The sequence below is a fragment of the Pantoea sp. DY-17 genome (assembly GCF_019795975.1).
Taxonomy (GTDB): domain Bacteria; phylum Pseudomonadota; class Gammaproteobacteria; order Enterobacterales; family Enterobacteriaceae; genus Pantoea; species Pantoea leporis.
This window is the reverse complement of the sequence record NZ_JAIMIG010000002.1, coordinates 635,913-662,423: the sequence shown is the minus strand read 5'-3', so window position 1 is coordinate 662,423 and position 26,511 is coordinate 635,913. Positions and strand designations below refer to the sequence as shown.

22 protein-coding genes are annotated in these 26,511 nt (G+C 50.2%); 10 read left to right on the top strand and 12 right to left on the bottom strand.

Translation table 11 applies throughout. The features are described from left to right. Positions 1–171 precede the first annotated feature (171 nt). From K5Y33_RS13400 to K5Y33_RS13380, 5 genes are all read right to left on the bottom strand, one after another. Complete coding sequence (locus tag K5Y33_RS13400) at positions 172–762, bottom strand: TetR/AcrR family transcriptional regulator (RefSeq protein WP_110868388.1); 591 nt, start codon at positions 760–762, stop codon at positions 172–174. Positions 763–816: 54 nt separating this feature from the next. After that, positions 817–1,398: a cytochrome b gene (locus K5Y33_RS13395; protein WP_110868387.1), complete on the bottom strand. Its 582-nt coding sequence runs from the start codon at positions 1,396–1,398 to the stop codon at positions 817–819. After that, a complete protein-coding gene (locus tag K5Y33_RS13390) occupies positions 1,398–2,441 on the bottom strand; it encodes a catalase family peroxidase (RefSeq protein WP_222234348.1) in 1,044 nt (347 codons plus the stop codon). Before K5Y33_RS13390 ends, K5Y33_RS13395 begins: the two co-directional genes overlap by 1 nt. A 352-nt stretch (positions 2,442–2,793) precedes the next feature. Beyond that, positions 2,794–5,103: an FdhF/YdeP family oxidoreductase gene (locus K5Y33_RS13385; protein ID WP_222234217.1), complete on the bottom strand. Its 2,310-nt coding sequence runs from the start codon at positions 5,101–5,103 to the stop codon at positions 2,794–2,796. 644 nt (positions 5,104–5,747) lie between these two features. Next, a complete protein-coding gene (locus K5Y33_RS13380) occupies positions 5,748–5,954 on the bottom strand; it encodes a DUF3606 domain-containing protein (RefSeq protein ID WP_101761078.1) in 207 nt (68 codons plus the stop codon). 347 nt (positions 5,955–6,301) lie between these two features. Between K5Y33_RS13380 and K5Y33_RS13375 the strand changes: the two genes are divergently transcribed. Continuing rightward, a complete protein-coding gene (locus K5Y33_RS13375; RefSeq protein ID WP_110868383.1) occupies positions 6,302–6,541 on the top strand; it encodes a transcriptional regulator in 240 nt (79 codons plus the stop codon). Between the two features lie 64 nt (positions 6,542–6,605). Here the strand turns inward: K5Y33_RS13375 and K5Y33_RS13370 are convergent, their stop codons facing one another. Beyond that, positions 6,606–7,484, bottom strand: a complete 879-nt coding sequence (locus K5Y33_RS13370) for a LysR family transcriptional regulator (protein WP_222234216.1) — start codon at positions 7,482–7,484, stop codon at positions 6,606–6,608. A 104-nt stretch (positions 7,485–7,588) separates the two neighbouring features. Between K5Y33_RS13370 and budA the strand changes: the two genes are divergently transcribed. From budA to K5Y33_RS13355, 3 genes are read left to right on the top strand one after another with little or no spacing between them, the layout of a single operon-like run. Further along, on the top strand, positions 7,589–8,371 hold the full coding sequence (gene budA / locus K5Y33_RS13365; protein WP_210080056.1) for an acetolactate decarboxylase: 783 nt from the start codon (positions 7,589–7,591) through the stop codon (positions 8,369–8,371). 15 nt (positions 8,372–8,386) lie between these two features. Continuing rightward, positions 8,387–10,066 carry an acetolactate synthase AlsS gene (gene alsS / locus K5Y33_RS13360; RefSeq protein ID WP_222234215.1) on the top strand — a complete coding sequence of 560 codons (1,680 nt, stop codon included), beginning with the start codon at positions 8,387–8,389 and terminating at the stop codon, positions 10,064–10,066. Between the two features lie 16 nt (positions 10,067–10,082). Continuing rightward, the gene (locus tag K5Y33_RS13355) at positions 10,083–10,856 is read left to right on the top strand and encodes a (S)-acetoin forming diacetyl reductase (protein ID WP_217548502.1); all 774 of its coding nucleotides are present in this window, start codon (positions 10,083–10,085) and stop codon (positions 10,854–10,856) included. 419 nt (positions 10,857–11,275) lie between these two features. Here K5Y33_RS13355 and K5Y33_RS13350 read toward each other — a convergent pair whose 3' ends face one another. From K5Y33_RS13350 to K5Y33_RS13335, 4 genes are all read right to left on the bottom strand, one after another. Then, positions 11,276–11,914, bottom strand: a complete 639-nt coding sequence (locus tag K5Y33_RS13350) for a LysE family translocator (RefSeq protein ID WP_210080058.1) — start codon at positions 11,912–11,914, stop codon at positions 11,276–11,278. Positions 11,915–11,961: 47 nt separating this feature from the next. Then, entirely contained in the window at positions 11,962–12,873 is a 912-nt protein-coding gene (locus K5Y33_RS13345; protein WP_137387209.1) for a phytanoyl-CoA dioxygenase family protein, read from the bottom strand. A gap of 248 nt (positions 12,874–13,121) precedes the next feature. Beyond that, complete coding sequence (locus K5Y33_RS13340; protein ID WP_222234214.1) at positions 13,122–13,763, bottom strand: hypothetical protein; 642 nt, start codon at positions 13,761–13,763, stop codon at positions 13,122–13,124. Between the two features lie 870 nt (positions 13,764–14,633). Next, positions 14,634–15,071, bottom strand: a complete 438-nt coding sequence (locus tag K5Y33_RS13335; RefSeq protein ID WP_101761763.1) for a VOC family protein — start codon at positions 15,069–15,071, stop codon at positions 14,634–14,636. A 798-nt stretch (positions 15,072–15,869) separates the two neighbouring features. Here K5Y33_RS13335 and K5Y33_RS13330 point away from each other — a divergent pair. From K5Y33_RS13330 to K5Y33_RS13305, 6 genes are all read left to right on the top strand, one after another. Continuing rightward, positions 15,870–17,117, top strand: a complete 1,248-nt coding sequence (locus K5Y33_RS13330) for an extracellular solute-binding protein (protein ID WP_222234213.1) — start codon at positions 15,870–15,872, stop codon at positions 17,115–17,117. Positions 17,118–17,126: 9 nt separating this feature from the next. Continuing rightward, positions 17,127–18,035, top strand: a complete 909-nt coding sequence (locus K5Y33_RS13325; RefSeq protein ID WP_064739811.1) for a carbohydrate ABC transporter permease — start codon at positions 17,127–17,129, stop codon at positions 18,033–18,035. Then, a complete protein-coding gene (locus K5Y33_RS13320; protein ID WP_064739810.1) occupies positions 18,025–18,864 on the top strand; it encodes a carbohydrate ABC transporter permease in 840 nt (279 codons plus the stop codon). The genes K5Y33_RS13325 and K5Y33_RS13320 overlap by 11 nt, the downstream gene beginning before the upstream one ends. Beyond that, positions 18,864–19,808, top strand: a complete 945-nt coding sequence (locus tag K5Y33_RS13315; protein WP_210080442.1) for a carbohydrate kinase family protein — start codon at positions 18,864–18,866, stop codon at positions 19,806–19,808. Before K5Y33_RS13320 ends, K5Y33_RS13315 begins: the two co-directional genes overlap by 1 nt. Before the next feature lie 3 nt (positions 19,809–19,811). Further along, positions 19,812–20,897: an ABC transporter ATP-binding protein gene (locus K5Y33_RS13310; protein ID WP_222234212.1), complete on the top strand. Its 1,086-nt coding sequence runs from the start codon at positions 19,812–19,814 to the stop codon at positions 20,895–20,897. 256 nt (positions 20,898–21,153) lie between these two features. Next, positions 21,154–22,230, top strand: coding sequence for a glycosyltransferase family 9 protein (locus tag K5Y33_RS13305; RefSeq protein WP_222234211.1), 1,077 nt, complete (start codon positions 21,154–21,156; stop codon positions 22,228–22,230). Positions 22,231–22,435: 205 nt separating this feature from the next. On the opposite strand, the gene bamA is transcribed toward K5Y33_RS13305, so the two are convergent. Together bamA and K5Y33_RS13295 are read right to left on the bottom strand one after the other, a co-directional pair. Then, positions 22,436–24,868, bottom strand: coding sequence for an outer membrane protein assembly factor BamA (gene bamA / locus K5Y33_RS13300; protein ID WP_222234210.1), 2,433 nt, complete (start codon positions 24,866–24,868; stop codon positions 22,436–22,438). Between the two features lie 214 nt (positions 24,869–25,082). Further along, positions 25,083–26,492 (bottom strand): MFS transporter, encoded by a 1,410-nt coding sequence (locus tag K5Y33_RS13295; RefSeq protein WP_110867003.1) that lies wholly within the window; start codon positions 26,490–26,492, stop codon positions 25,083–25,085. Positions 26,493–26,511: the final 19 nt, after the last annotated feature.

Genomic DNA, 26,511 nt, shown 5'->3' with positions numbered 1-26,511 from the left:
ATAATCCGGATATTTCATTCAACGTCACGAAATAGTCACGAATTCCACTCAACTAAATCGCTCTAATTTTTAAATATCTAACCGGTATAAAGACCGCTCATCAACTATTTTAGCCTGAGTAGCCGAACACTTGAAGTGTTCGGCTAGTAACGTTTTATTGTCTGAGTTACCTCAGCTGGTTTTCGTTAATCTTCTAATCACTGGCTCGACAATTTGCTGAAATACATCAGCGTTATTAAAGGCACGCGAAGATATAATTGCACCATGCACCGTAGCCATTAGCGATTTGGCCTCTGTAGCTGCACTTTCCCGCAGAATAAATACGCCATTTTTTTCACCCCTGCTCAATACATCAGTGAGCCAGTTAGTGAGATCGTTAAAATGCCCACTGACTTCCTTAGCCACTTCTTTAGGTAAAATCGTTAATTCAACAGCCAGCATCACGCAAATGCAGAAAGGAGAATTGTTCTCACGTATGCAGGTCGCCCAGAAATTCACGTAGCTGTTAATTTCACCTAATGCATCACCGGAGAAATGCTGGCTGGTTGCCGCCATTCCTGCTTGTGCCTGCTGTCGATAATCACTCACGACTGCCTGAACCAGATCCGCTTTGCCAGGGAAATGGTGGTGAATACTCGACTTACGAATCTGCACCCGCTCGGCTAAATCAGCATAACTGAAGCTGTTATAACCGCCTGCTGTCAGCAGAATTCTGGTGTGGTGCATAATCTCTTCGGCTTTCTGTGAACGTTCTGTACTCATGCTTGCTCCAGCAGCAACGGTAAAATAACTGCGAATCGATAAACGGCCACGAACCTACTCAGCGTCAGCCGGATTGTCAAGCGCACCGCGCGTCAAGCGTTTGCGTTTATATGCACCCGCCATACTGCTGAATACGCCATCGCGCAGAATCAAAGCGTGGTACAAAGCTGCGGCAAGATGCAACATAACAGTGATGAAAAGCGCCATGGCTACCAGGCTGTGGAGCGGACGTAAAATGGCATAAGCGTTGTTGCTGATCGGAACAATGGGCGGCAGCACAAAATGACCCAGTGTGACGGGATACCCCGCCGCCGACAGCATCGCCCAACCGATCAGGGGCTGAGCCAGCATCATGGCATACAGTGCCCAATGAGACAGATGCGCTAAGAATTTCTGCCAGGCAGGCAGCGTGGCTGGAAGTGCTGGCTTAGCAGTGCTGAATCTCAGCCAAAGCCGCACAATGACCAGCATTAAAATCATCAAACCCAGCGGCTTATGAATCGCAACCAGCAGGCCGTGCAATGATGAAACCGTGGATACCATTGCGACACCAATAAATAACATGGCCATAATAGCCGCAGCCATCACCCAGTGAAGTACGCGCAGTGCCGGGTGAAAAGTGTTGTTATGTTTCATCAGTGGGCTCCGGCCTGTTCATGAGTGCGTGCATTATAGGATTTAGCGTAAGCGGATGAGCGGGCATTAAGAAGCGGGTCATCCGAAGCCGTAATACCCTCAGGTAAAATCAGCGGGTCATAGTTAATGTCGTTACAAACGCCCTGCTGTTGTGCAGTTGTCTTATTAATTGTCAGCGTTCCGGCATTGATCACCTGACGATCGGCAGGCCATCCAATCGATGCGTCATTGCCTTTATCACCAGAGCCCGCCACTGTAACCATCAGATCCCATTTCTGCGGCCCGTTCGCTAGCCGCTGCTGTAAATCACGCTGCAAGAAATTGGCGTCGTTTTTCTCATTTTCATCCATCGCCTGATAATCAGCGTGCGGCACCATACTCCAGCGCACCAGGTGGGAATGGCCCTCTTTATCAATGAAATTAAAGGCATTCAGACTGTTAAATTGATCGCGGACCCAGCTGGAAGAGGGAACATATTGCTTTGCCCAGGCAAAGAAAGGTTTGATCTCTGGATGCTGACGTACAAAAGCCTGCATTCTGGCTGGATCAGGTTTACCGGTTTTTGTATCCGGTAGCGTGGCGGTTTGCAGGTCACAGAAGCCCTGCACGCTTTGTACCGGAAAAAAAGGCATTGCATTCATGCCTGTGCGCCACTGTTCACCATTTTTCTGATAGAAAGCCAGCGCCATACTGCGTATCGGTACTGCATAATCAGGCGCATTCGGATTTCCGCCTGCGATAGCTAAACGGCCCACCACGGGCGTAACGCCTGAGGCAAACAGTGCCGCACGTGACAAGGCGCTGGCGTTACCGTTGGCAGAAAAATCCCCCAGGATACAGACGCCCTTTGCATGATTACGGCGATAACCCGGGTGATTGCCATTAGATTTTTCTAAGGCAGTAATCAGCTTATCCGATGTCAGCCTGCCAGTATCCAGCCACCCGCCCGCCCACACGAACAAGGCGATCACCAGTAATGGGATCACAATTATTATCGCCAAGCGCACTATTTTATGACCGACAGAAAGAAAAGGTTTATTCATGAAAACACTCAACATTGCAGAATTTAGTTCACTGTTCATCCGGGCGTAATCATTAAGATTTTGCTTTTAATAACTGGATGACATTCAGAAGTCATGTAAGACGCTCGATAAATCTACTAGTAGGTAGGCTGCACTGTCAAACAATTATTCCTCCTTTCATAAGTCGCTGTCACCTCCATGTCATACCGGCTTGTTCACATTCTGGAGTGGCCCCGTTCCCGCAAACAATTGCTGTCCTTACAATGAGGGCTCTGCTCCTCACTCATAGCAGACCTCAAGACATTGCAAACTGGAGCCTCTTTTGCCACGGTTGTGGCAATCATAAGGCAGGCAAGCCTGCCTTATTTTCACTTTAATGGGATTCAACAGCCTGCGGAGTGACAACGTCGCGTGACCGCAGCGTGATACGAACCGGCGCAGATTTATACGATGGCGTACCGCTCTCCTTGTCGATGTAATCCAGCGGGATAAGGACGTTAGCCTCCGGATAATAGGCTCCAATCGATCCCTGTGAGATGGCATAGCGAATCACCGTCATGGATTCCAGACGCATACGGTAGCCCGGCACTGCTGACTCCAGATCCACAACATCCCCGTGCTCAAGCCCCAGACGTTCCAGATCAAAGTCACACATAAACAGGACATCACGGCGGCCAAATACTCCGCGGTAGCGATCATCCATGGCGTAAATCGTCGTGTTGTATTGATCGTGACTGCGAAGTGTAATCAGACGTAGCACGTCGTCGCCCGGCACCGTCAGGTCTTCATGCGTGCCTTGATAAAGCGAAAACATCGCTTTACCGCTCGGGGTCGGCCAGATGCGATCCCGCGGCGGCAGTGGCATCTGAAAACCACCGGGTTGGCGAATGCGGGCATTGTAATCATCGAATCCGGGTATGGTTTTTTCGATCAGGTCGCGGATGAGATCGTAATCGGCTATCAACTCATTCCAGTTAACCCGCGTTCTCGGCAGAACCGCGATGGCCATCCCGGCAACAATGGCCGGTTCAGAACGCAGCAGCGGCGACGCTGGCTTCAACTTTCCGGAAGAGGCGTGCACCATCGACATGGAATCTTCAACAGTGATCGACTGGCGATTGCCAGACTGCTCATCCAGTTCGGTGCGGCCAAGGCACGGCAGCAGTAGTGTCTCTTTCCCGGTCAGAAGATGAGTACGGTTCAACTTGGTCGCGATGTGAACACTGAGTTCAAGTTCACGCATCGCCGGAAAGGTCACGTCTGAATCGGGCAGCGCCACGGCAAAATTTCCTCCGAGGCAAATGAGCGCCTTCGACTGCTTATCGACTATCGCTTTCATCGCCTGCACCGCATCATGACCATGATGCGACGGTGGTGTAAATCCAAACACGTTTTCCAGCTTATTGAGAAAATCGGACGACGGTTTCTCAGTGATCCCCACGGTACGGTTACCCTGCACGTTGGAGTGGCCTCGTAACGGACAAACGCCTGCGCCGGGTTTACCTATATTGCCTCGCATTAGCAGCAGATTGACCAACAGGCGCACATTATCCGTACCGCGGTTATGCTGTGTAATGCCCATACCATACGTCAGGATAGTGGCATTCGATTTGACGTAAGCTTCAGCGACGCGCCTGAGATCTGCCTGCTTCAGGCCTGAGTCTTGCTCGATTAATGCCCAGGATGTGGCTTCGATGTCCGCCGCGAAGCGCTCAAACCCTTCTGTGTGCTCGCGGATAAAGGCATGATCCAGTGCCGTACCGGTTTCAGCCTCAATCGCCAGCACCGCTTTGGCGATACCTTTAAGCGCAGCCGAATCGCCACCGGCACGGACCAAATAATACGTTGACGCGATATCGGTTGAGCTGTTGGTTGCCATCTCCATGACATTCTGCGGGTCGGCAAAACGCTCAAGCGCGCGTTCGCGCAGCGGATTAAACACGATAATCGGTACGTTACGGCGCGCCAGCTCGTGCAGCGTTCCCATCATGCGCGGATGATTGGTTCCTGGATTATGACCCATTGAGAGAATAAGCTCTGCGCTATCGAAATCGTCCAGTGATACGGTGCCCTTACCGATCCCAATCGACTGAGGCAAACCTACGCTGGTTGCCTCGTGGCACATATTTGAACAATCAGGAAAATTGTTAGTGCCATACTCCCGGGCAAAAAGCTGGAACAAATAGGCCGCCTCGTTTGATGCGCGACCGGAGGTATAGAACTCAACCTCATCTGGCGGCAGTTCAGCTAACTTATTGGCAATACGCGCAAAAGCCTCTTCCCAGCTCACTTCGATGAAGGTGTCGCTTGCTGCATCATAGCGCAGCGGCGTGGTTAACCTGCCGTATCCCTCCAGCTCATAATCGGAACGCTGTAGCAGCGACGTAATAGTGTTTTCGGCAAGAAATGCCGGCGTAACGCGCTTGGTGGTCGCTTCCCATGTGACCGCCTTAGCGCCATTTTCACAGAACTGGAAGGTTGAGCCATGATCCTTATCCGGCCAGGCACATCCGGGGCAATCAAACCCATCGGGCTGATTAGTGCGCATCAGCGTAGGCGGCGCTTTTAAGGTATCCATTTGGTTTTTAACGGCTATTGCGGTTGCCTTAAGTGCTCCCCAGCCGCCTGCCGGGCCATCATAGGGGTGTACGCCTGGTACTGTGCGATGATTTTTTTTGCTCATACAAATTCGGCTCACGTGAATGTAATTTATGATGCTGCAGCCCCTGCGGAGGTTGCTTAACGTAACAGCGATATGTGCAGGTGTTATTTGAGCCTGAATATCCCTTCATCCACTGGTGTTATGGATAGTTTGAAGGTAGCAAAAAAAAACAGATCTCCCACGCTGGTTATCAATTGGTTACTTTTTTAATTCATTCCTCTATGTGGCTAGCCAAGAGCAACGACCGGAATTTCGATCTATCCACTCATTGGAAGTGTATTGCCGCTTAAGGAAGGCGTACCTGAATGATTATTCTGGAACGTAAAGAGTGTCCCGTCGGGAAAGCCGTCATTTGTACTTTCTTTAACGAAATAATTATCTAATGACGATACATTTATTTCATCGTGCAAACGTTTTACTTTTTCCAGCTAACTGTCACAATAAAAAAGCTACATAAATAGCGCGCTATTATAAAGCACGCGACATATATAAATGATAAAAATTCTTATTTATAGTGACAACACCGGGGAAAACCTTATGCACACACGCTTTTGTTGGGCAGGTTTACGACGCACCGCAAGTTATCGCGGGCATGTATAAGCAGCACTTCGCTACCACAAGGTCCGTTCGCCACCCTCACGGGGGTGGTTAACGGTTGACCGGCACTAACGTTTTGGGCGAGAAGTGGGGGTTGTCTCAAGCCACGCGCGCACGTTCTCCAGGTCCGGCCCGACTTCGCGCAGGGCCTGACTCAGTCGGTCTTGTGTGGTGCTTAACTTCAGAGTCCAGAACGTGATTTGCCACTGCTCGCGTATCTCTACCTGACTGAGGTCTGCGGGAATACGCCGCTGAATGTATTGACGGTTTTTCATTATTTTTATCCTTTTCTGTTTTATATAGGAACGCCCGGCATGAGGCTTGCCAGCGCAATACATTCCCTATATTGAACAATCACCCTGGATAAAATAGAGGAATATTCCTGCTGTTGAGGTGGGGATAAAAAAGGAGAGTAATCCTGGCGAGGCCAGCGATTTATTCTGACATGTGTTAACAATATCTATTTCATTAAACTAAAAAATAATTATTTTCATTTCTTCTTAATAAGCCTCTGATAAATGAGAAAATTAAAACACTGCATCCAGGTCAAGTTAACGTGATGTTTAGAGGCGGGTGAGCGATACACCCAAATTCACTCCATCCCGTATTTAAGGAGTTTTCTTTGAGAAATCAACTTTTAGAGCGGCCCGTGGCCGTACAGCATAATATTCGTGATCTCAGGCTTGCCGCTGGCCTTTCACAACAGAGTGCCGCTGAGCGTTTCGATCTTAGCCTGCGTGTTTGGCAGTCGAAAGAGTCTGCGAAGAATCCAGGGCAGCTCAGCCAGGGCGAATATGAATTGTTATTGTTGCTGGCTGGGCAACATCCATATTTTGCACTGGTGTCGCAACAAAAAAAGTAAGCTGCCTTGTCCGTATCATTCGATAAAGAGCAAGCACTGCATCAATGTCACAGAGTTAGCCGTATCACTGGCTAATCAAACTGAGTAGATGCATCACCGTCCTGGAGGGATTGTTGCGCCGCCAGGCAAAGGCGATATCGGTAAACAGGGTGTTATTCTCTATTTCGCAAAATGTAACATGCGGGTTGTTCACACAGCACATGGAATCTGGTACCAACGCGATGCCGCAACCTGCCCCGACCATGCCGAGAGACGAGGTGATTTGGGGAGCCTGAATAAATCGTGTTGGGGTGAACCCCGCGCGCAGACAGGTGCTGACGATGAGCTCATACAGGCTGGGAGCGACTTCACGCGGAAACATAATCAATGTTTCGTCCACCAGCTGCGCTAATGCAATGGTGCCAGAGGAGCTACATGCATGGCCCGCAGGTAACGCAATCATCATTCTTTCGGTAGCGATGACTTTCATATTAAACGCCTTGCTGCTTTCACACGGCAAACGAATAAACGCCGCATCAAGCAACCCATCCCGCAGATCCTGCATCAGCAAAGCCATATTCTCTTCCCTGGCAATGAGTTCCATTGCCGGATAACGCGTTCTAAAACGCTGAAGAAGGTCAAACACGGGAGCCCCGAAAGCGACAGAACTGGCAAACCCGAGCGACATCTGTCCGCTTATGCCCCGCGCCATACCACGGGCTTTCTCAAGCGCATGGTCGGCCAGCTGCACAATCTCAGTGGCGTCATTTAGGAATGCCCTTCCCGCCTCGGTGAGTTCAACGCCGCGCGTCAGGCGTTTCAGCAATGGTGTCCCAATCTCATGTTCCAGCCGCTGTATTTGCTGGCTCAGCGGTGGCTGAGAAATGCCAAGCATTTCTGCAGCACGAGTGAAATGTAGCGTCTCGGCGACAGCAACAAAATAACGCAGATGGCGAAGTTCCATATCAAAAACGTCTCAAAGTTAACAGGTTTCGCTATTGGATTCGTTAAGCCAAAAAGCCCACCATGATATTAACACGGCTTAACTATTGGTTTGCGAGGTGGCAAATGTGTAATTTTGTATCTGCCTGTTCATGCGAGGAACAGCTGAAAGAAACCGTCTTTAAACTCCATGATGATTCACCAGAAAAGGTTATCTATCAGACTTCACTGATGAGCGCGCTGCTAAGCGGTGTTTATGACGGATCCACCACGGTGTCCGATCTGTTAAAGAAAGGCGATTTTGGCCTGGGTACGTTCAACCAGCTGGATGGAGAACTCATTGCCTTCGACAGCAAGGTCTATCAATTACGCTCCGATGGCAGCGCCAATCCTGCTCAGCCCGAGCAACAAACGCCGTTTGCTGTGATGACTTTTTTCAAACCTGAAAATCGCTACCGCTTTACCGAAACCGCTACGCGAGAAGAGGTTCATCAGGTTATCGACAGCAAAATCACTTCAGATAACCAATTCTGTGCCATGCGTATCAGTGGTCGCTTTCATGCCGTACGGACTCGAACCGTTCCCTGCCAATGTCGCCCTTATCGCTCGATGCCGGAAGTGCTGGGCGATCAGCCAACCTTCGCATTTAAAGAGACGCAGGGTGAACTGATTGGCTTCCGTACGCCGCAGTACATGCAGGGAATCAACGTGGCGGGTTATCACGAGCACTTTATTACGGATGACCGGCAAGGCGGTGGGCACATCCTCGATTATGTGCTGAAGGAAGGAACGCTGACCTTTGGCTCCATCAACAAGCTTGTCATTGATCTTCCGCGGGATACTGAATTTCTTCAGGCAGAGCTCACGCCGCACAATCTTGATGAAGCCATTCGCGCCGTCGAAAGCTAACAATAGGGGGCCAATATGAAAACGTTAAAAACCCACACTCACTGGAACAGCGGTGCCGATCTCGTGGTCGCGCAGCTTGAAGCACAAGGCGTAAACCACGTGTTTGGCATCCCCGGAGCCAAAATCGACAAAGTGTTTGATTCATTAGTGGATTCTCCCATTCAACTCATCCCTGTCAGGCATGAGGCAAATGCTGCCTTTATGGCCGCAGCGGTAGGCCGACTTACGGGACATGCCGGTGTTGCACTTGTGACCTCCGGACCAGGCTGCTCGAATCTGGTTACCGGCATGGCAACCGCCACCAGCGAAGGCGATCCGGTGGTGGCCATTGGCGGAGCGGTAAAACGATCGGATAGCGCCAAACAGGTTCACCAGAGCCTGGATACCGTGTCGATGTTTCGTCCGGTAACGAAATATGCTGTTGAGGTCACCGCCCCCTCCGCGCTGACCGAATGTGTCTCTAACGCATTTCGTTATGCAGAAAACGGACGCGGTGGAGGTGCCTTTATCAGCCTGCCGCAGGATATTGTTGATCAGCCGGTTTCCGGCAGCCCTTTGCAAAACAGTGGACACGTTAAGTTGGGCGCGGCCCCCGATGCCCTAATTGAGGCTGTCAGCCAGGAAATCAGCCGGGCAAAAAATCCGGTTATCCTGCTGGGCCTGATGGCCAGCCAACCAGAAAACAGCGCCGCAATCCATGAACTGCTGTCAAAAAGCCAGATCCCCGTTACCAGTACTTACCAGGCTGCAGGCGCAGTCAGACAGGAGCACTTCTCAAGGTTTGCTGGACGGGTTGGATTATTTAACAACCAGGCTGGAGACCGGTTATTACAGCAGGCGGACCTGATCATCACTATCGGTTATAGCCCGGTTGAGTATGAGCCGGCAATGTGGAACAGCGGCAAAGCCATCCTGGTACATATTGATGTGCTACCGGCTGATACGGATAACCGCTACCAGCCCGATGCAGAACTGGTAGGCGACATTGCGCAGACCGTATGCAAGATTGCCGCCCGTATCCTCTCACCATTAACGCTAAGCCACGCTGCCGCCACTGTACTGGAAGACCGCCAGCAGCAACGGCAGTTACTGGCGATGCAAGGTGCCAGCTTAAATCAATTTGCGCTGCATCCCCTGCGCATCGTGCATGCGATGCAAGACATCATTAACTCTGACATCAGCCTTACCGTTGATATGGGAAGCTTTCATATCTGGATAGCGCGCTATCTGTATAGCTTCCGTGCGCGCCAAATCATGATCTCTAATGGTCAACAGACCATGGGTGTCGCCCTACCCTGGGCTATTGGTGCCTGGCTGGTTGATCCTTCACGCAAGGTGGTATCGGTGTCCGGGGACGGCGGATTTTTGCAATCAAGCATGGAACTGGAAACTGCCGTCAGGCTGAAGGCCAATATCCTGCACATCATTTGGGTTGATAACGCCTACAACATGGTCGCCATGCAGGAAGAGAAAAAGTATCAGCGAATTTCAGGCGTCAGTTTCGGTCCGGTGGATTTTAAAGCCTATGCCGAAGCCTTTGGCGCAGCCGGCTTCTCCGTTAACAGTGCGGCAGAACTTGAGCCAACATTGCGCAAAGCAATGGATGTCAGCGGCCCCGCTGTGGTCGCAATTCCGGTCGACTACAGCGATAACCCGCTACTGATGAGTCAGTTACACCTGAGTCAAATTCTCTAATTGAAAGGATATGATTATGAAAAACAGAGTTGCGTTTGTAACCGGCGCCGGACAGGGCATTGGTGCAGCCATTGCCTTACGCCTGGCAAAAGACGGCTTTTCCGTAGCCATCGCGGATTTCAATCTTGAAACGGCGCAGCATGTCGCTGATGAGATTGTCACATCAGGAGGAAAGGCTATCGCGCTGCAGGTTGATGTCACCCAACGCGATAACGTTTTTCACGCCGTTGAAGAAGCGCGCCATGCGCTGGGTGATTTCAACGTCATCGTGAACAACGCCGGTATTGCGCCATCAACACCGATTACCGATATCACCGAGGAGATCGTTGATAAGGTTTATAACGTCAACGTTAAGGGTGTGATTTGGGGGATGCAGGCGGCGATCAGCGCTTTTTCCGCGGAGAAGCACGGTGGCAAAATCATTAATGCCTGCTCTCAGGCAGGACATGTTGGCAATCCGGAGCTGGCAGTTTATAGCTCCAGCAAATTTGCCGTTCGCGGGCTGACGCAGACAGCGGCTAAAGATCTTGCGTCGAAAGGCATTACGGTCAATGCCTTCTGTCCGGGTATTGTCAAAACCCCCATGTGGGAATCGATCGACAGGCAAATTTCACAAGCGGCGGGTAAACCGGTTGGCTTTGGGACGCAGGAATTTGCAAAACGTATTACTTTGGGCCGGCTATCTGAACCGGAAGATGTGGCCGCATGCGTCGCATTTCTGGCGGGACCGGATTCCGACTACATGACCGGCCAATCGCTACTGATCGACGGCGGAATGGTATTCAACTGATTCGCGGATCGTGCTTACCCATACTGCCGTGTGGGTAAGCTATTAATCATGCACTTTTGCCCGCATATATCGGGTTTCGCCCACAGTGGACATATATTCGCCAAAGGCACTTCTGTGCCAAAAGCGGAAGTTAAAGCACTAATGAGTATTTGATATTGAATGCCTAAATCATGCAGGATACTTACACATTAACTATGAAAATAATTATGCCGCGCTGACAGTAACGCCTAAAACGTAAATATTCTGGAGCGCTGCTTCGTCTTGGGCATCGGTGAACCTTACCCACTGTACAAACGTGTATTTTGATAATGTTTTCTCGTGCCAGGATAAAAATGTCACCTTCTCTGCTTAAGAACATACGTCTTCAGAAAGTAAAGGCGGCCACAACAACTTTGGCCACCTTTATTCAACACCAGCACTCAATGAAAATATGGTGTAATAACAGAGACTATTAGGCCAATAGCAAAAACCATAAACACACTACCACCAGTCTTATTTAGATATGAAAAGGCTTTACCAGTGGCCAGTTTTTTCTTCACTGAACTAGCCGAAGCACCATATATGAAGTGGATAATAACCACCAACACACAAAAAATCATAGAAAGAATACAGAACTGGCTGATAAAAGGCTTTTCAGCGTTTATAAACTGAGGGAATAGCGCCATGAAAAACACGATGGGTTTTGGATTAAGCAAAGAAACAAAAAAACCCTGACGAAACCTTGATGATTTTGATGGAAGAATTAAAATACTCTCACTTCCAGATTCACTCATTTTTTTTGGAGTAGAACGAAACAGCTTAACGCCCAGATAGGCAAGATAAGCAGCACCTACAATTTTGACCACAATCAACGCAAACTGAGAAGTTGTTATAATTATTCCCAAGCTGCTAGCTGCAATAATAGAAATCACACCCATACCTGCTGCCACACCAATAATTCCAGCTAAGGCACTACGTAAACTGTAATTAAGTGTATTCGTTAACGTGAGCAATACACCCGGTCCCGGGCTCGCTATGGTTAAGCTGGCAATTAAGATGTAAAGGTAAATCTGAGACATAAACTTGCCCTGCATAAATGGGGGGCATCCCCCCCGCGGTTAATCGATTAGATTGAAAGATCTCTGTATTCCTGCCCGGCAAATAGAGCGCTGTCAACAAGGCGATCGCCCTCATTCTTAGCTACTTCCAAGTGGAATTTTGTTGGACCTGCATACTTAAAGTAATTTCTTGGGATTTCCAAATCGCTGGCTCGTTTGGCATCATATGTGCTTTCAGAGCAGAAGAAACGCATAACAAACGCTGCACGGATATCTACCTCTCCTTCGCCAAGCATTATGCTTCGATGGATAACGTATTTGTCAAAAATAAGCGCATCTCCTACTTCAAATTCATCCTCTACTCCAAAGTGATTAAGAATAGCCATCTGTGCGTTATCGTTAAGAGGACCATCACGCCACTGAACGAAATCGTCTGTAGTAGGATTCTCATTCGCGTCAATTTTTTGCTGCAGCATACTGAACACGGAGGGATCTATATGACTGTAAAGATAGTCACCGTTTACGCGATTTTTTGGTACGTAAGCCATACCCCCACGTTGCCCTTTTGGATTAATATTAACTAAAGGAGCCCAGATCGTGCATCCAAAATCTTCAGCATGATGGTAGCCAAAACTCTGTGTACCGATATGCCATGGAAAGCCTTTATTTTTGAGCTTTTCAAGCTCAAAAGATAATGCTTGTGCATAAAACATATTCCTTCCAGTCAGGTCTTTCATTGCCTTCTTAAATGCTGGATCTTTCAACAGACCAATCACTACCTCATCGCCATCGTACATGTCAAAAGCTAATCGACTGAACCCGGTCTGATACTTATCAGTAGGTTTATCAATGTACTGACCAATAGTTGACTTGATATAACTAACAAACTCTGGAGAATAAAAACCTTTTAACAAAAGGAAACCTTTCTCTTGAAAATCAGAAATTTGATCTTTCGTTAAGCTGAACTTTTTATTAATCACTTCACTACTCCATTTTTAAAGCCCATTAGGGCAAGAACAACCATTAGGTTGAGATAAAACTTTTCCCTTTGATGATTAATTTGTAATATTCAGCAGCGCATCATAATAATCAGCTCGCGCATCTAAATAAATTGAAGCTCCGAGCATAACAGCTTTCTTATTTTTTATTTTTTATTTTGTTACCTAATAATGGAATGAGTTCTTCTTGAATCCACCCATCTGAATAATCAATATTATTTTTTATTTTTTCATAAATCATCAGAATTTTTTTTATTTTTTATTCCAAGCCGTAGTGCTCCTTGCATTACCTTTTCAATCAAAAGCGGCATTGTTAATTTTTGCGCAGCGATGATGCCGACTAATTGATAAAAATACTCTTCATAATCGGCCTCAATGAAAAGCACGTCTTGAGGACAATCACAACCAATGCCAATATCGTCACTGCTGTTTAGGTAGGATTTAACATCTCGCATTTCTAGCAAGGTAATCAATGCGTTGTGGTACATCTCTCCAGAATTGAGCCAGAGTTTTTTCAACGCGTAGTATTTTTCATGATTTCCATATATGTGCAATCCAGAATGTAAATTGAATTCATCAATACAAATCGATGCTTCAAGTAGTCTATCAAAAATCTGTAAATTTATGGATTTTTTGACTTTCAAAAACAACATATGATTAGAGGCTTTATGCCTTAGGCATAAGCTAATAAGAGTATGAGGGAAGTTATTTAAATTATTATCGCCATTCACATTCTTAATGCGCTTTAATTTTAACCAGCTTTCACCAGAGGTGGATTTGGATCTAGCCCCACCCTCACAAACATGTAATAAAAGTGAAGGGTTTAGTGCCAAGAAAGAGATAATTGATATCCATTTTTGTCGTAGATTCATTCCATAAATGCTCAATTTGCAACCAGATATTTACATTGCATTTACTTTAACTGCATTGAATTTACATGTCACTAAACTTATAAGTGCATGATATTTATATAAATAACACCGAATTTGACTTACAACGCTTAAAAAACACACTGTTTTCGGGGCTTTTGAATTCCGCTAACATATAAATCTCTACCCGAGGCAATCAATTCAGTTAAATTAACCAAATTGATTATAAATTAATCTAAATTAAATCCAATCATAAAATATATATATCTTTTTCCGAACATAGCTCTGTGACTAATTTACGACAATATTCCACTATGTCATTATTAATACGCAAATAGAAATGCAGTGAAACCAATCAGTATGAAAGAAGAGTTAGTTATGAAAAGAATAAAATTATTAACAATGTTTATCTTTATTTTTTAAACCACCCATCAAAATACTTATGATGGATTGAATTTAAGTCTGTACAGACCATCTGGATAAAATAGAACCAAATCAATTAATCATCTAAATCCATCTAACCAGACAGCTGTGATCATGCCGTCAGGCTAAAGTCACATCCATTAACGGTTAGTCGAGGTTTACCAGCATCGCTGATTTGTTAACTTTAGTTGCGAGGCTGACTCGATAACACAGACAGGAGTTCTACACATCAATATGTGCGGAAACTTATTCACAAAAGCAAAGAAATTTTTATCAACATTGCAAAGTGAACAATCAGATCTTAAACCCCTAGCCCCGCCCTAAACGTGAAGTAACATCCGCTGCTCGCTCAAAGAGGACATTGGCCTGGCGTCGTCCACTCTTTTCCCTAAGCGGGCTTTGCAAACATCACGGTTTAATTAAAGGATAACAGCTAATAATATGTGGGTCTCATTGGCTGCGTTCCATCAATTCAAGCGTCTGACCATCTGGACTTTGTAAATATATTACTCTGGTACCCTGCATGGGTCCTGACGACACTGTTTGAGGTTTACCCGGCGTCTTCCAACCGTAGTCCGATACTTTGCCTAAGAGCGTATCAAGATCCTCAACCATAAAAGCAAGGTGAGCGTAGCCTGGGATATAGGGCGCTGAAGGTTCTTCTGGCTGCTCAATGTTATTGTATTGGAGTAATTCAATTTGGATATCAGCCAGTTCAAGCAAAGCCATCCGTACATCAGCTCCCCTTGCACCTGTAACCTCATCGATTATAGGCCCAGACATTTTTCCTTCACGTAATAATTTACCGCCAAGAATCTGAGTCCAGAATAATAATGAGTCTTCAATATTTTTAACTGAAAAACCAACGTGATTGACACTTAAGATCATGTGATTACCTACTGAGTTTGAAAGTCCATCAGCCAACTATATAAAAAGAATGCTTTATTTCTACACCATAAATGCGCGAACGTTTTACAAGCCTGCATCCTTTATCGATAAATTGCGAATATCCTCTTTTCGCTCAAAGCGGTCTCTAATTTCCAATCGCGCAAAGGGGCTGCAGCGATTCAGTGAAGCACTTTTATGTTAGAAGAGAGCATACGGTAGGAACATTTGAGGATAAGCAGAATGCTACTGGAAAAGCTCAGGTTGCTTTAAGTTCGGAGGAAGGACAGTGAACTCTGGTTTTTCACCAGGGAACGCCAGCAGCACATGGTGCTTAGGTTCAAGATGCGGTGTTATGTTTGATGTGACAGAACTACCTAAGCCGTCATCATTTTGACGTCCGCTTTTGGCTGTATTATGAGCTGAAAATCTCATCCTAACCAGCTACTGATAACGGCATTTCGCCGTTAAGAGATGCGCTTTCATGCAGCAAGCCCCAACGCAACCGCACCTAAACAATGCATTCGGCAAAAAGCTGATCGGCACTTTTCACAACTGTCCTCCTTTTTAAAACCACATGAATATCTATGATCGGCCACACATTTTACAATCTGTTTACCTGACAGCGGCGAAAATCTGTGCAAAGTAGTGTCCAGCGGCAAACGAGATTTATGCCCTGGCACGTCAATTGCTTCAGCTAACCAATGTCAGCCGCAGCAACCTGACAACCTGTGCGCGTTATTAAATCCATCAAATTGATTTAATAAAACACCCTCTTTTTGCATCAAGGCGGAAAACACCATGAAAATCCGATTCAACCCAGTCATAAAAGGTTGTTTTGCAGCAGTTCTGTTAGCCAGCGTAGGCAGCGCGGTAGCGGCAACCACGTTGAATGCATTGTTTATGACGCAGGCGGCGTATAGCGAAAATGATATCCGCGCCATGACGCAGGCGTTTCAGAAAACGCACCCAGAGGTGCAGGTTAATCTTGAGTTTGTGCCGTACGAAGCGCTGCATGACAAAATTGTTGCGGCGCGTGGCGCGGGCGGTAACGGCTACGATGTGGTGCTGTTCGATGCCATCTGGCCGGCAGAATTCACTAAGTTCGATCTGTTGCAGGACGTCAGCAGCCGCATCAGCGCTGATGAAAAAGGGCAGATTTTCCCCGGCGCAATGAACACCGTTGAGTTCAAAGGCAAAACCCTCGGCATGCCGTGGATCCTCGATACCAAATATCTCTATTACAACAAAGCGATGCTGGAAAAAGCCGGTATCACCACGCCGCCGCAAACCTGGCAGCAGGTGATGGATGACGCGCGCATCATCAAGCAGAAAAACATCGTGAAATATCCGCTGGTGTGGAGCTGGTCGCAGGCGGAAGCGCTGGTGTGCGATTACACCACGCTGGTGTCGGGTTTCGGCGGCAAGTTCTATAACAACGACAAACTCGATTTCTCCTCACCGGCCTCGCTGCAAGCGGTGAAGCTGATGAAAAGCTCGCTGGATGAAGGCTTGAGCAATCCGGCTTCACGCGAATATCTGGAAGAGGATGTGCGTAAAGCCTTCTCCAATGGCGATGCCGCTTTCGCGCTCAATTGGACCTACATGTACAACATGGCCAACGATCCGAAGCAAAGTAAGGTCGCCGGCCAGGTGGGCATCGTTCCCGCGCCAGGCGATGCGCCGGGCAAATTCGGTGCGGTAAACGGTTCGATGGGCCTTGGCATCACTAAAGGCAGCACGCATGCGGATCAGGCATGGCAATACATCCGCTACATGACTTCACAGCCGGTACAGAACCAATACGCCACGCTGAGTCTGCCGATCTGGAAAAGCTCGTATCAGGATCCGGCGGTGCTGAAAAACCAGGAAAGCCTGATCGCGGCGGCGGATAAGTCGCTTAACGTGATGCTTTCGCGTCCGGAAACGGCTGACTATTCGCGTCTCTCCAACACGCTGCAGCAGCAGTTGCAGCAGGTGCTGGTGGGCAGCGCAACGCCAGATGCCGCGCTGCAAGCGGTGGATAAGAGTGCGGCGCGTCTGCGCTAAGGGGCAACAATGCTGAGTTTGCGTCAACGCGAACAACGGCAGGCATGGGTGCTGCTGGCACCCATGTTGTTGGTGATGCTGTTGCTCACCGCATGGCCGCTGTTACGCACAATCTGGCTGAGTTTCACCGATGCCGCCTTGATTGGCAGCGGTGAAGCGCCGGGCTGGATTGGCTTTGAAAATTACCTGTTCGCCATCACCGATGCGGATTTCCGCAGCTCGCTGTGGCGCACGCTCTATTTCACCGTGGTGTCGGTGGCGATTGAAGGCGTGATCGGCGTGCTGGTGGCGCTGTTGCTGAACCAGAAATTCGCCGGTCGTAACGTGCTGCGCGTGCTGGTGATTCTGCCGTGGGCGCTGCCGACCATCGTTAACGCCATGATGTGGCGTCTGAATTTCAACCCGGATTACGGCAGCATCAACGCCCTGCTGACGCAGTTAGGGATCATTGATGGCTATCGCAGCTGGCTGGGTTCGCCGGATTCGGCGCTCAACGCGGTGATGTTCGCCGATATCTGGAAAAACTATCCGCTGGTGACCTTGCTGGTGCTGGCGGCGCTACAATCGATCCCCGACGATCTGTTCGAAGCCGCACGGCTGGATGGCGCATCGGCGTGGCGGCGTTTTCGTGCCATCACCTTCCCGGCGATTGTTGGCCCGCTCAGCGTGGCGCTGGTGCTGCGCACCATCGACGCCTTCAAAATTTTCGACATCATCTACGTAATGACGCGCGGCGGTCCGGTCGATAGCACCAAAACCCTGAGTTTTTACGTGTATCAGGAGTCGTTTAGCTACTTGCGTGCTGGCAGCGGCGCGGCCTACGCGATGTTGATGACCTTGCTGTGCGCGGTGCTGATCACGCTTTACATGTTGTTACTGTGGCGCCAGCGCCGCAAAGGAAGCGCTCATGAAGGTTAAATTGCGCCATGTCGGTAAATACGCCGCCGCGCTGCTGGTGGCGTTCTCAGTGTTAGCGCCGATGGGCTGGCTGTTTTTGATGAGCGTCAGCGCCGCCAGCGATCTCACCCGCGTACCGCTGGAGTGGCTGCCGCGCCAGTGGGATTTCACCCGCTACGGCAAGCTGCTGTCGCTGGAGCCGGGCCAGCCGGGCGTACTGTTTCTGCATGCACTCGGCAACAGCCTTTTAGTGGCCACCGGCGCGACAATCATCTGCTTACTGCTGGCCATTCCGGCAGCGTTCAGCTTCTCGCGCTACCGCGGGCGCGACGGCTGGCTGTTTGCCTCGCTTGCCATCTATATGGTGCCGCCGGTGGCATTCGTGTTGCCGCTCTACTTCCTGTTGCAGCAGTTCGATCTACTCAACACGCGGCCCGGATTGATCATCGTTTACTGCTCGCTGATTCTGCCGTTCCTCACCTGGATGCTGAAAAACCAGTTCGATACGCTGCCGCAGGATATTGAGCAGGCGGCGCGGCTCGACGGCCTGCGCGTCTGGCAAGTGCTGTTACGCATTACGCTGCCGCTGGCGAAGCCGGTGTTGGGGGCCGCCGCACTGTTTGGCTGGCTGCTGGCGTGGGACGAATTTTTCTATGCGCTGCTGTTTACCAGCAATATCGCCGCACAAACCTTACCGGTCACCATTGCCGGATTTACCGCCGGACGCGCCACCGATGATGGCTTGATCGCTGCCGTTGGCATTCTGGCGTCGGTGCCACCGCTGTTTATTGCCATCTGGCTGCAGAAGACGCTGGTTAGCGGCCTTGCCAGTGGCGGGAGCAAAGGATGATGGAGCAGAAACTCACCGCCACGCTGTATGTGGTAGGCAACATTAATGTCGATTTGATCATGGGCACGCTGGATAACTGGCCGCAGCGCGGTACTGAAGTGATGCTGAATCACAGCGAACTGCGTCCTGGCGGCTCGGCGGGCAACTGCGCGCTGGCGCTGGAAGCGATGCAGGTGCGCCATCGCGCGGTCGCCAATCAGGGCAATGATGGCCTGAGCGCCTGGCTGGCGAGTCATTTTCCGCACAGCGCTGCGCACTGGACGCGCTACAGCTGCGAAACCTCGCTTACCGTTGGCGTGACGCATTCGGATCACGAACGCTCTTTCCTGAGTAATCTCGGCCATATCGTGCAACTCACCGCGCAGGATGTGCTGGATCAACTGCCGGCTACCGCGTCTGACGGCGATATCGTGCTGCTGTGCGGCACCTTTTTGTGTCTGCATCTGTATGACGATTATCCGGCGCTGCTCGCCGAGCTACAGCAGCGCGGCTTTGTCACCGCCGTCGATACCGGCTGGCCGCCGCAGGGCTGGACAAACGAAGTGCGTCAGCAGGTCACGCATTGGCTGCCGCTGTGCGACTGGCTGCTGCTCAATGAAGTGGAAACGCTGGGATTAGCGGCGTCAGACGACTTGCCTGCCAGCGCACAAATGCTGGCGCAACAGCTGAGCGGACGCGGCGGCTGCGTGGTGAAATGCGGCCCGCAGGGCGCCCGCTGCTGGCAGGCAGATAACTCAGTAAGTCAGCCTGCACGTCCGGTCACGGTGGTGGATACCATCGGCGCGGGCGACAGTTTCAACGCCGGATTTCTCACCGCCCTGCTGCATCAGCAAGATCTCACCACGGCTTTGCAATGGGGGATTTCGGTGGCGTCACTGGCTATCAGCACCTTGCCGCGTCGTTACCCCGACTGGCATCAACTGCAACTTTCCCAGGAGTTTTAAATTATGGCCAGTGTTGAACTCGTAAAAGTGGCCAAACGCTACGCAAAACAGTCGGTGCTGCATCCGCTCGATCTCACCATTCCTGACGGCAGTTTTACCGTGCTGGTTGGCCCATCCGGCTGCGGAAAATCGACGCTGTTGCGCTTGCTGGCCGGGTTGGAGAGCTTGTCAGATGGCGCGATCCTGATGGATAAAGTGCAAATCAACGACCGCGATCCAGCCGATCGCGATATCGCCATGGTGTTTCAGAGCTATGCGCTCTATCCGCACTTAACCGTGGCGGAGAATCTGGCGTTCCACATGCAGGTGAAGAAGGTGAAGCGCGAGGAACAGCACACTAAAATTGCGCGTATCGCCGGAATTCTTGGCATCGATAAGCTGCTGCAACGCTATCCGCGTGCACTGTCAGGCGGACAGCGTCAACGCGTGGCGATGGGCCGCGCGATGGTGCGAAATCCCAAAGTGTTCCTGTTCGATGAGCCGCTGTCGAACCTCGATGCGCAGCTGCGTATGGAGCTACGCGCCGAGATCAAATCGCTGCATCAGCGTTTCAAAACCACCATGGTTTATGTGACGCACGATCAGGTTGAGGCGATGACGCTGGCCGATCAAATTGTGGTGATGAAGGATGGCCGCATCGTGCAGCAAGGCGCGCCGCTGGCGATTTACGATCGTCCGGCGGATACCTTTGTCGCACGCTTTATCGGCTCACCGCCGATGAACCTGTTACCGGCACAGCTGATCGTCCGCGATGGCGTGCCCGGCGTGCAGTGCCAGGATCTGTGGCAGCCGTTGCCCGCGCGTTGGCAAGCGGCGGCGCGCGCACGTGCTGGCGCAGCCGTGACGCTCGGCGTGCGCCCGCACGATCTGCTGGAAGCCAACAGCAACGCCGCGGCCTTGGTGAAAGTAGTGGAGATCACCGGCGAATCCACATTGTTGCATCTCGAATGGCACGGTCAGCCGTTGCATATGCAGATTGCCGGTCGCCACACGGCGGTGAGCGGCGAGAGCATTATGCTCGGCTTCAACGCCGAGAAGATTCATCTGTTTGATGCGGAGACGGGATTAAGGTTGGTTGAGTCGCTTTAAGTCGGTGCTCAGGCCAGAAAAGGCCCTTAAGATTGTCATTGCTGTTTAGGGGGCGCATGAGCATCCTATTCGCCCAATCGTTAGTTTCCGTATTGGAGTGCGTACATTGCGCTGAATAGGATGTTCTCGTGAGCTGTCAGAAAGATTTTTTTTAATCACTGAAAACGGTAACATAGGCATCCAATGATCATCCTTGCCGCATCGTTTCATCTTTTAAATTTTTCAATGTGGCCTTTTCATATGTGCGGGTATTGTTATGCGGTTCCTGAAAACGATTAATAGAAATAAAAACAACCTTCTTAGAAAAATAAAAAAAACAGTGTTATTGTGCCTTATCCGAACTATACGCACCCGAGATGCTTTTGAACCTGTTAAAGCGCGTAATATATTGATTCTTCGTCTCGACGACAAAATTGGTGACATGGTCGTGACGACTGGGACTGCATTTAAACTCGCAGAAAAAGGTTACAGAGTCTCAGTGCTCACTGGTCCGGTATGCGGGCAACTGCTCCATAACTGCGACTATTTTGATCAGATTATTCAATATAAAAATCGGATGTCACTTGACCTGTTACACGCTCAGAAATTTGATGTTGTCATCGATTTTGACGATGTTCAGGATTATGAACGTCTGAAGCTGGCATGGCTGATGAGACGTAGCCACCATGTTGGCTTTAATAAAAATCTTCCGGGTATTTATAATGCATCCATCCGTTATCTTGATGCCGAGAAGCATATCACTGAACGCCATAAGCGGGTGCTGGCACTGTTCGATATCCACGAAACCTCATTTCATTATAAACTTGGGCACTGTGCTAAAGAACAAAACAGAGTCAAGAATGCCCTTCGAATTACAGATAGCGATATTGTCGTTTCTGTGAATCCTTTCTCTGGTGCCACGGATAAAGATTTCTCCGAAGAACAGGTCATCTCTCTCATCTACTTTATTCACTCGATTAATCCGGAGATAAAAGTTGTGGTAATCGGGCAGAGCAACAAAGTACGTTCATTCAGTGCGCATGGTGCTTTAATTGTGTCAGAAAGTACCATAAATACCGCAGTTGAAATTGTCCGCATCTCTGACGCGGTAGTGAGTACGGATACTTCCATCGTCCACATTGCTAACGCGCTAAATCGTCCACTAGTGGCACTTTATAATAAGAGGAAGCTCAAGGATACCGGCTTGATCGGCTATAAAACCTGGGCACCAAATTATCCTCAGGGTAATCAGATAGTGGTTGAAAATGATTACATTAGTCATTGTTCAATCAACACAATTTTACCGGCAGTTGAGACTGCAATCCGGGCAGCAAGTATGCTTAAGCTCCCGTAAACACTTTCATCATCTCTAATGAAAAAAAGCCACCCAACATTGGGTGGCGAAATATAGTTAATCACATGCATAACAACGATATTGGCGAACACTCATTCCTTAAGCATTTCACGACAGCTATTTTACCCTGCTGGCTAATTTATTCTGTCTTCAGCGTTTAAAGATAATGTAAAACCCCTCTCAACCTTTAACGAATTAAATACATCTACCAGGTTTTACCAATATTAAACTGGAACTGCTCCGACTTATCGCCCTCATATTTTTTAATCGGCAACGCATACGAAAACACCAGCGGACCCAGCGGTGACTGCCATTGCAAGGCCACGCCACTCGACACGCGAATCTGGCTGGGATCGCCATAATCGGGAATCCCCGCCGCTTTAGTGGCTGCGGTATTCTGCCAGCCGGTATCCCACACGGTGCCGGCATCAACAAACAATGAAGTGCGCAGCGCATCGGCATAGCGCTCGCTGATAAACGGCGTAGGGACAATCAGCTCCGCACTCACCACCGCCATCGCATTGCCGCCCACCGCATCATCCGATTTCTCCACCGGGCAAGCACCGTAACTGCTTTCGCTGCCGCTGCAGCGGTAATAGGCGGCTTTTGGCCCGATGGTATTGGAGGAGAATCCGCGTACCGAACTCGAACCGCCGGCATAGAAATTATCGTAGAACGGCACTTCTTTGCCGCCTAAACCGTCAGCGTAACCGGCTTTACTACGGCCCATCAGCACCCAGCGATGATCGCTGCTCAGCGGCAAATAGCCGTTGGCGGTCAGCGTGCTTTTGTAATAACTGTTGGTGGAACCTGGAATAGTCACTTTGGTGTTGAAACCGGCGCTCACGCCCGAGGTGGGAAAGAAGCCGCGATCCAGCGAGTTGTAGCTCCAGCCTATGTTCCAGAAGAAATCGTTGGCGGTAAATTTGTCCGCCACGGTGGCATCGTCATCGTCGTCATCGCTGGTGATGACTTTTGGATGAATGCCTTGCGAACCCAGATAGCGCCACATTGCTACCTGCGGTGCCATATTGCTGACGCGGTTATAGACGTAATCCAGCCCACTGTTCACGCTGCTGTTTTCGCCAATTGGGAAGCTTAACGTGCTACTCGCGCCGAAGCTTTTCAGCGTGTATTCGGAAAGATCGTTATCTTCCGCGCTGTAATCGTTGTAGAACAGTTTGCCGCCAAGACTCACGCCATCCACGGTGAAATAGGGATCGGTGGCAGCGATTTCGACATAAGTTTGATAGCTGTTTTTCGTGCCGCTGAAACTCACAGTATTGCCGGTGCCCATCCAGTTATCCTGGCTAACACCAAGCTGATAACTGATGCCGCTGTCGGTGCCGTAACCCAGTCCAACGTTGAAGGTGCCGGTATTGCGCTCCTTCACTTTGTACACCACGTCCACCTGATCCGGGCTGCCCGGCACGCGCTGCGTATCAACATCTACGCTTTCGAAATAACCGGTACGATTAAGGCGCGCCTTGCCCTGCTCCACCTGATTGCTCGCCAGCCATGCGCCTTCCATCTGGCGCATTTCACGACGCAGCACCACATCTTTCGAGGTGTCATTGCCCGAGAAACGCACCTGTCGCACTGAGAAGCGCCGCCCGGCATCGACATTCACGTGTAGTTGCACGGTTTTAGCGCTGTCGTCTATTTCCGATTGCGTATTCACCTGCGGGAACGCATAGCCGTAACGACCGAGCAGGCTTTTAATCGCCTCTTCGTTTTGGCTGATTTTTGCCCCGCTGTATAAGCTGCCCGCCGGCATGTGCGCCAGTTTTTCAATTTCGGCGGAATAGCCGGCCATATTTCCGCTTAGCGTTACGCCGCTAACATGATAAACATCGCCTTCATGAATATTTATCGTGACGTAAATATGCTTTTTATCCGGCGTTAAACTGACTTGTGTGGAATCGAGGTTAAAGCGTGCGTAACCGCGATCGAGATAATAACTGCGCAGCGTCTCTAAATCGCCCGAGAGTTTCTGTTTCTGGTATTTCTGATCGGCGATCAAATTCCACCACGGCACATCGTCGCGCAGCTGAAAATGCGAGATCAGTTCATCAGCGGAAAAAGCGTGGTTGCCGACAATGTTGATCTGCTGAATTTTCGCCGACACGCCTTCGGTGAAAATGAACTTCAGATCGACACGGTTGCGCGGCAACGGCGTGACGACCGCTTTGACGCTGGCAGTATACTTCCCGGCGCTGTAATAGAAATCTTCCAGTCCTTTTTCCATATCCGATAGCGTGGTGCGGTCCAGCGCTTCACCCACGCGCACGCCCGAGGCATCAAGGTTCTGCTTAAGCTGATCCTCTTTAATCGCTTTGTTACCAGAGAATGAGATGCTGGCAATCGCCGGGCGCTCTTTGACTTTGACAAGCAGCGCATCCCCGTCACGCAGCACCTGCACATCGTCAAAATTGCCGGTGGCGAACAGCGCGCGGATGCTGTTGCGAATATCATCATCATTGACGCGATCGCCAACACGCAGCGGCATATGCAGCAACGCCGCGCCGGGTGCGACGCGCTGAAGCCCAGCAAAGTGAATATCCTTTAGAGTGAAATCATCTGCACCAAAGGCAGTGGTGGTTACCATTAAAAGTAACCCGGTTAACATCTTCTTCATCTGTTGTGAGCCTGCCGTTTTTCCTGTGCCTGATTCAAGCGCCTTGCTTCCGCACCACATAAAAACGGGCTGAACACGCGGTTCAGCCCGTTAACTGCGGCGATATGTTCCGGAAAAAAGACCGCTGAGCCAAAGGTAAATTCAGCGCGACTCGCGGATTTTCGGTTGTTTTACAATAAGCTGCATCGCTCCTGCCAAAATCTCCGCATAAGAATTACCCTTCTGCCGTTACCGGCTGAAACGTACGGCGATTGAGGCTGGTGAAGATCACCAGTAATGCCATCATTACAAGCTCAACGCCGAGCGTACCGGTGATCGCCGCCAGATGATTGCCGTGCGTATAAATCTGCGTGAATACACCGCCCAGCAGCATCGGGCCTAAACCTAACGCCGATTGCTGCACCGTCGACAGCACCGCGCTGCCCGCGCCCGCCTGATGATGCGGCACGCCGCTCATGCCAATGCGGTAGAAGGTGCTGACGATAAACGACTGACCAAAGCCAATCAGCACCGTGGCGGGAATTAGGGTGAAAATACCGACCTGCGGCCAGGCGAGTTGCAGCGTGGCGATAAGGGCCACCAATCCAACCATCTGAATACCGCAGCCCATCAATAAGGCGCCGCGCTTACCTAAACGCTCGACGATGCGCGTGGATTGCATCGCCCCGATAAAATAGGCCACGCCAAGCGCGATAAACGCATTCCCGGATTGAAACGCCGTCAGCCCTAAACCGGCCTGCAGCGTCAGTGCCACAGAGAACATAAAGCCGCTCCAGCAGGAGAAGAACAGCACCGCCAGCGTCAGGCCAAAACGCACGCTCGGCAGACGCAGTAGTGAAGGCGGCAACAGCGGCGCGCCGTTGGCCGCTTCCAAACGCAGCGAACTCTGGCGCAGACGATGCAGAAACAGCGGGAACAGCACCAGCAGCAAGATGCACGGCCACGACCAATGCAGCAGCGGACCAAGCGCCAGTGCCAGCATCAGGCAACCAATCGCGCCCGCCAGCAGCAAGGTTCCGCTAATATCCACCGGTACGCGCTGCGTGTTCTGCGTCTCCGGCACAAAGCGGCGCGCGGTGATCAGCACAAACAGGCAAATTGGCAGGTTAATCAGGAAAACGCTGCGCCAGCCGTAGCCGCCGATATCCGCTTTGATGAGAAATCCGCCCAACACCTGACCGATGATAAAGGCCAGCCCGCCAATGCCGCCATACAAACCGATGGCGCGCGCATGCGCTCTGCCCTTCAGCGTGATGTGCAGCGTGGCGAGGATTTGCGGCACGATAAAGGCCGCGCCCACGCCTTGCAGCGCGCGGGCAAACATCAACAGGCCAACGCTGTTGGCGATGCCGCATAATAAAGATGCAATACCGAAGATCCCTACTCCGGCAAGGAACACGCGACGGCGACCGTAGTTATCGCCGAGCCGTCCGCCCATCGCCAGGCAGATGGCAAAGGCGATGCCGTAGACCGCGACGATCAGCGCCAGCTCAATCGCCGTGGCCTGCAGCGTGTGGGCCATCGCGTCTAACGCTACGTTAACGATAGAAAAATCAATCATGGGCAGCAGTTGCCCGGCAAGCAGGACCATCAATCCTGTGCGTTGAAGTTGCGATGTCTGCATCGGTTTTACCTTGTTTTTG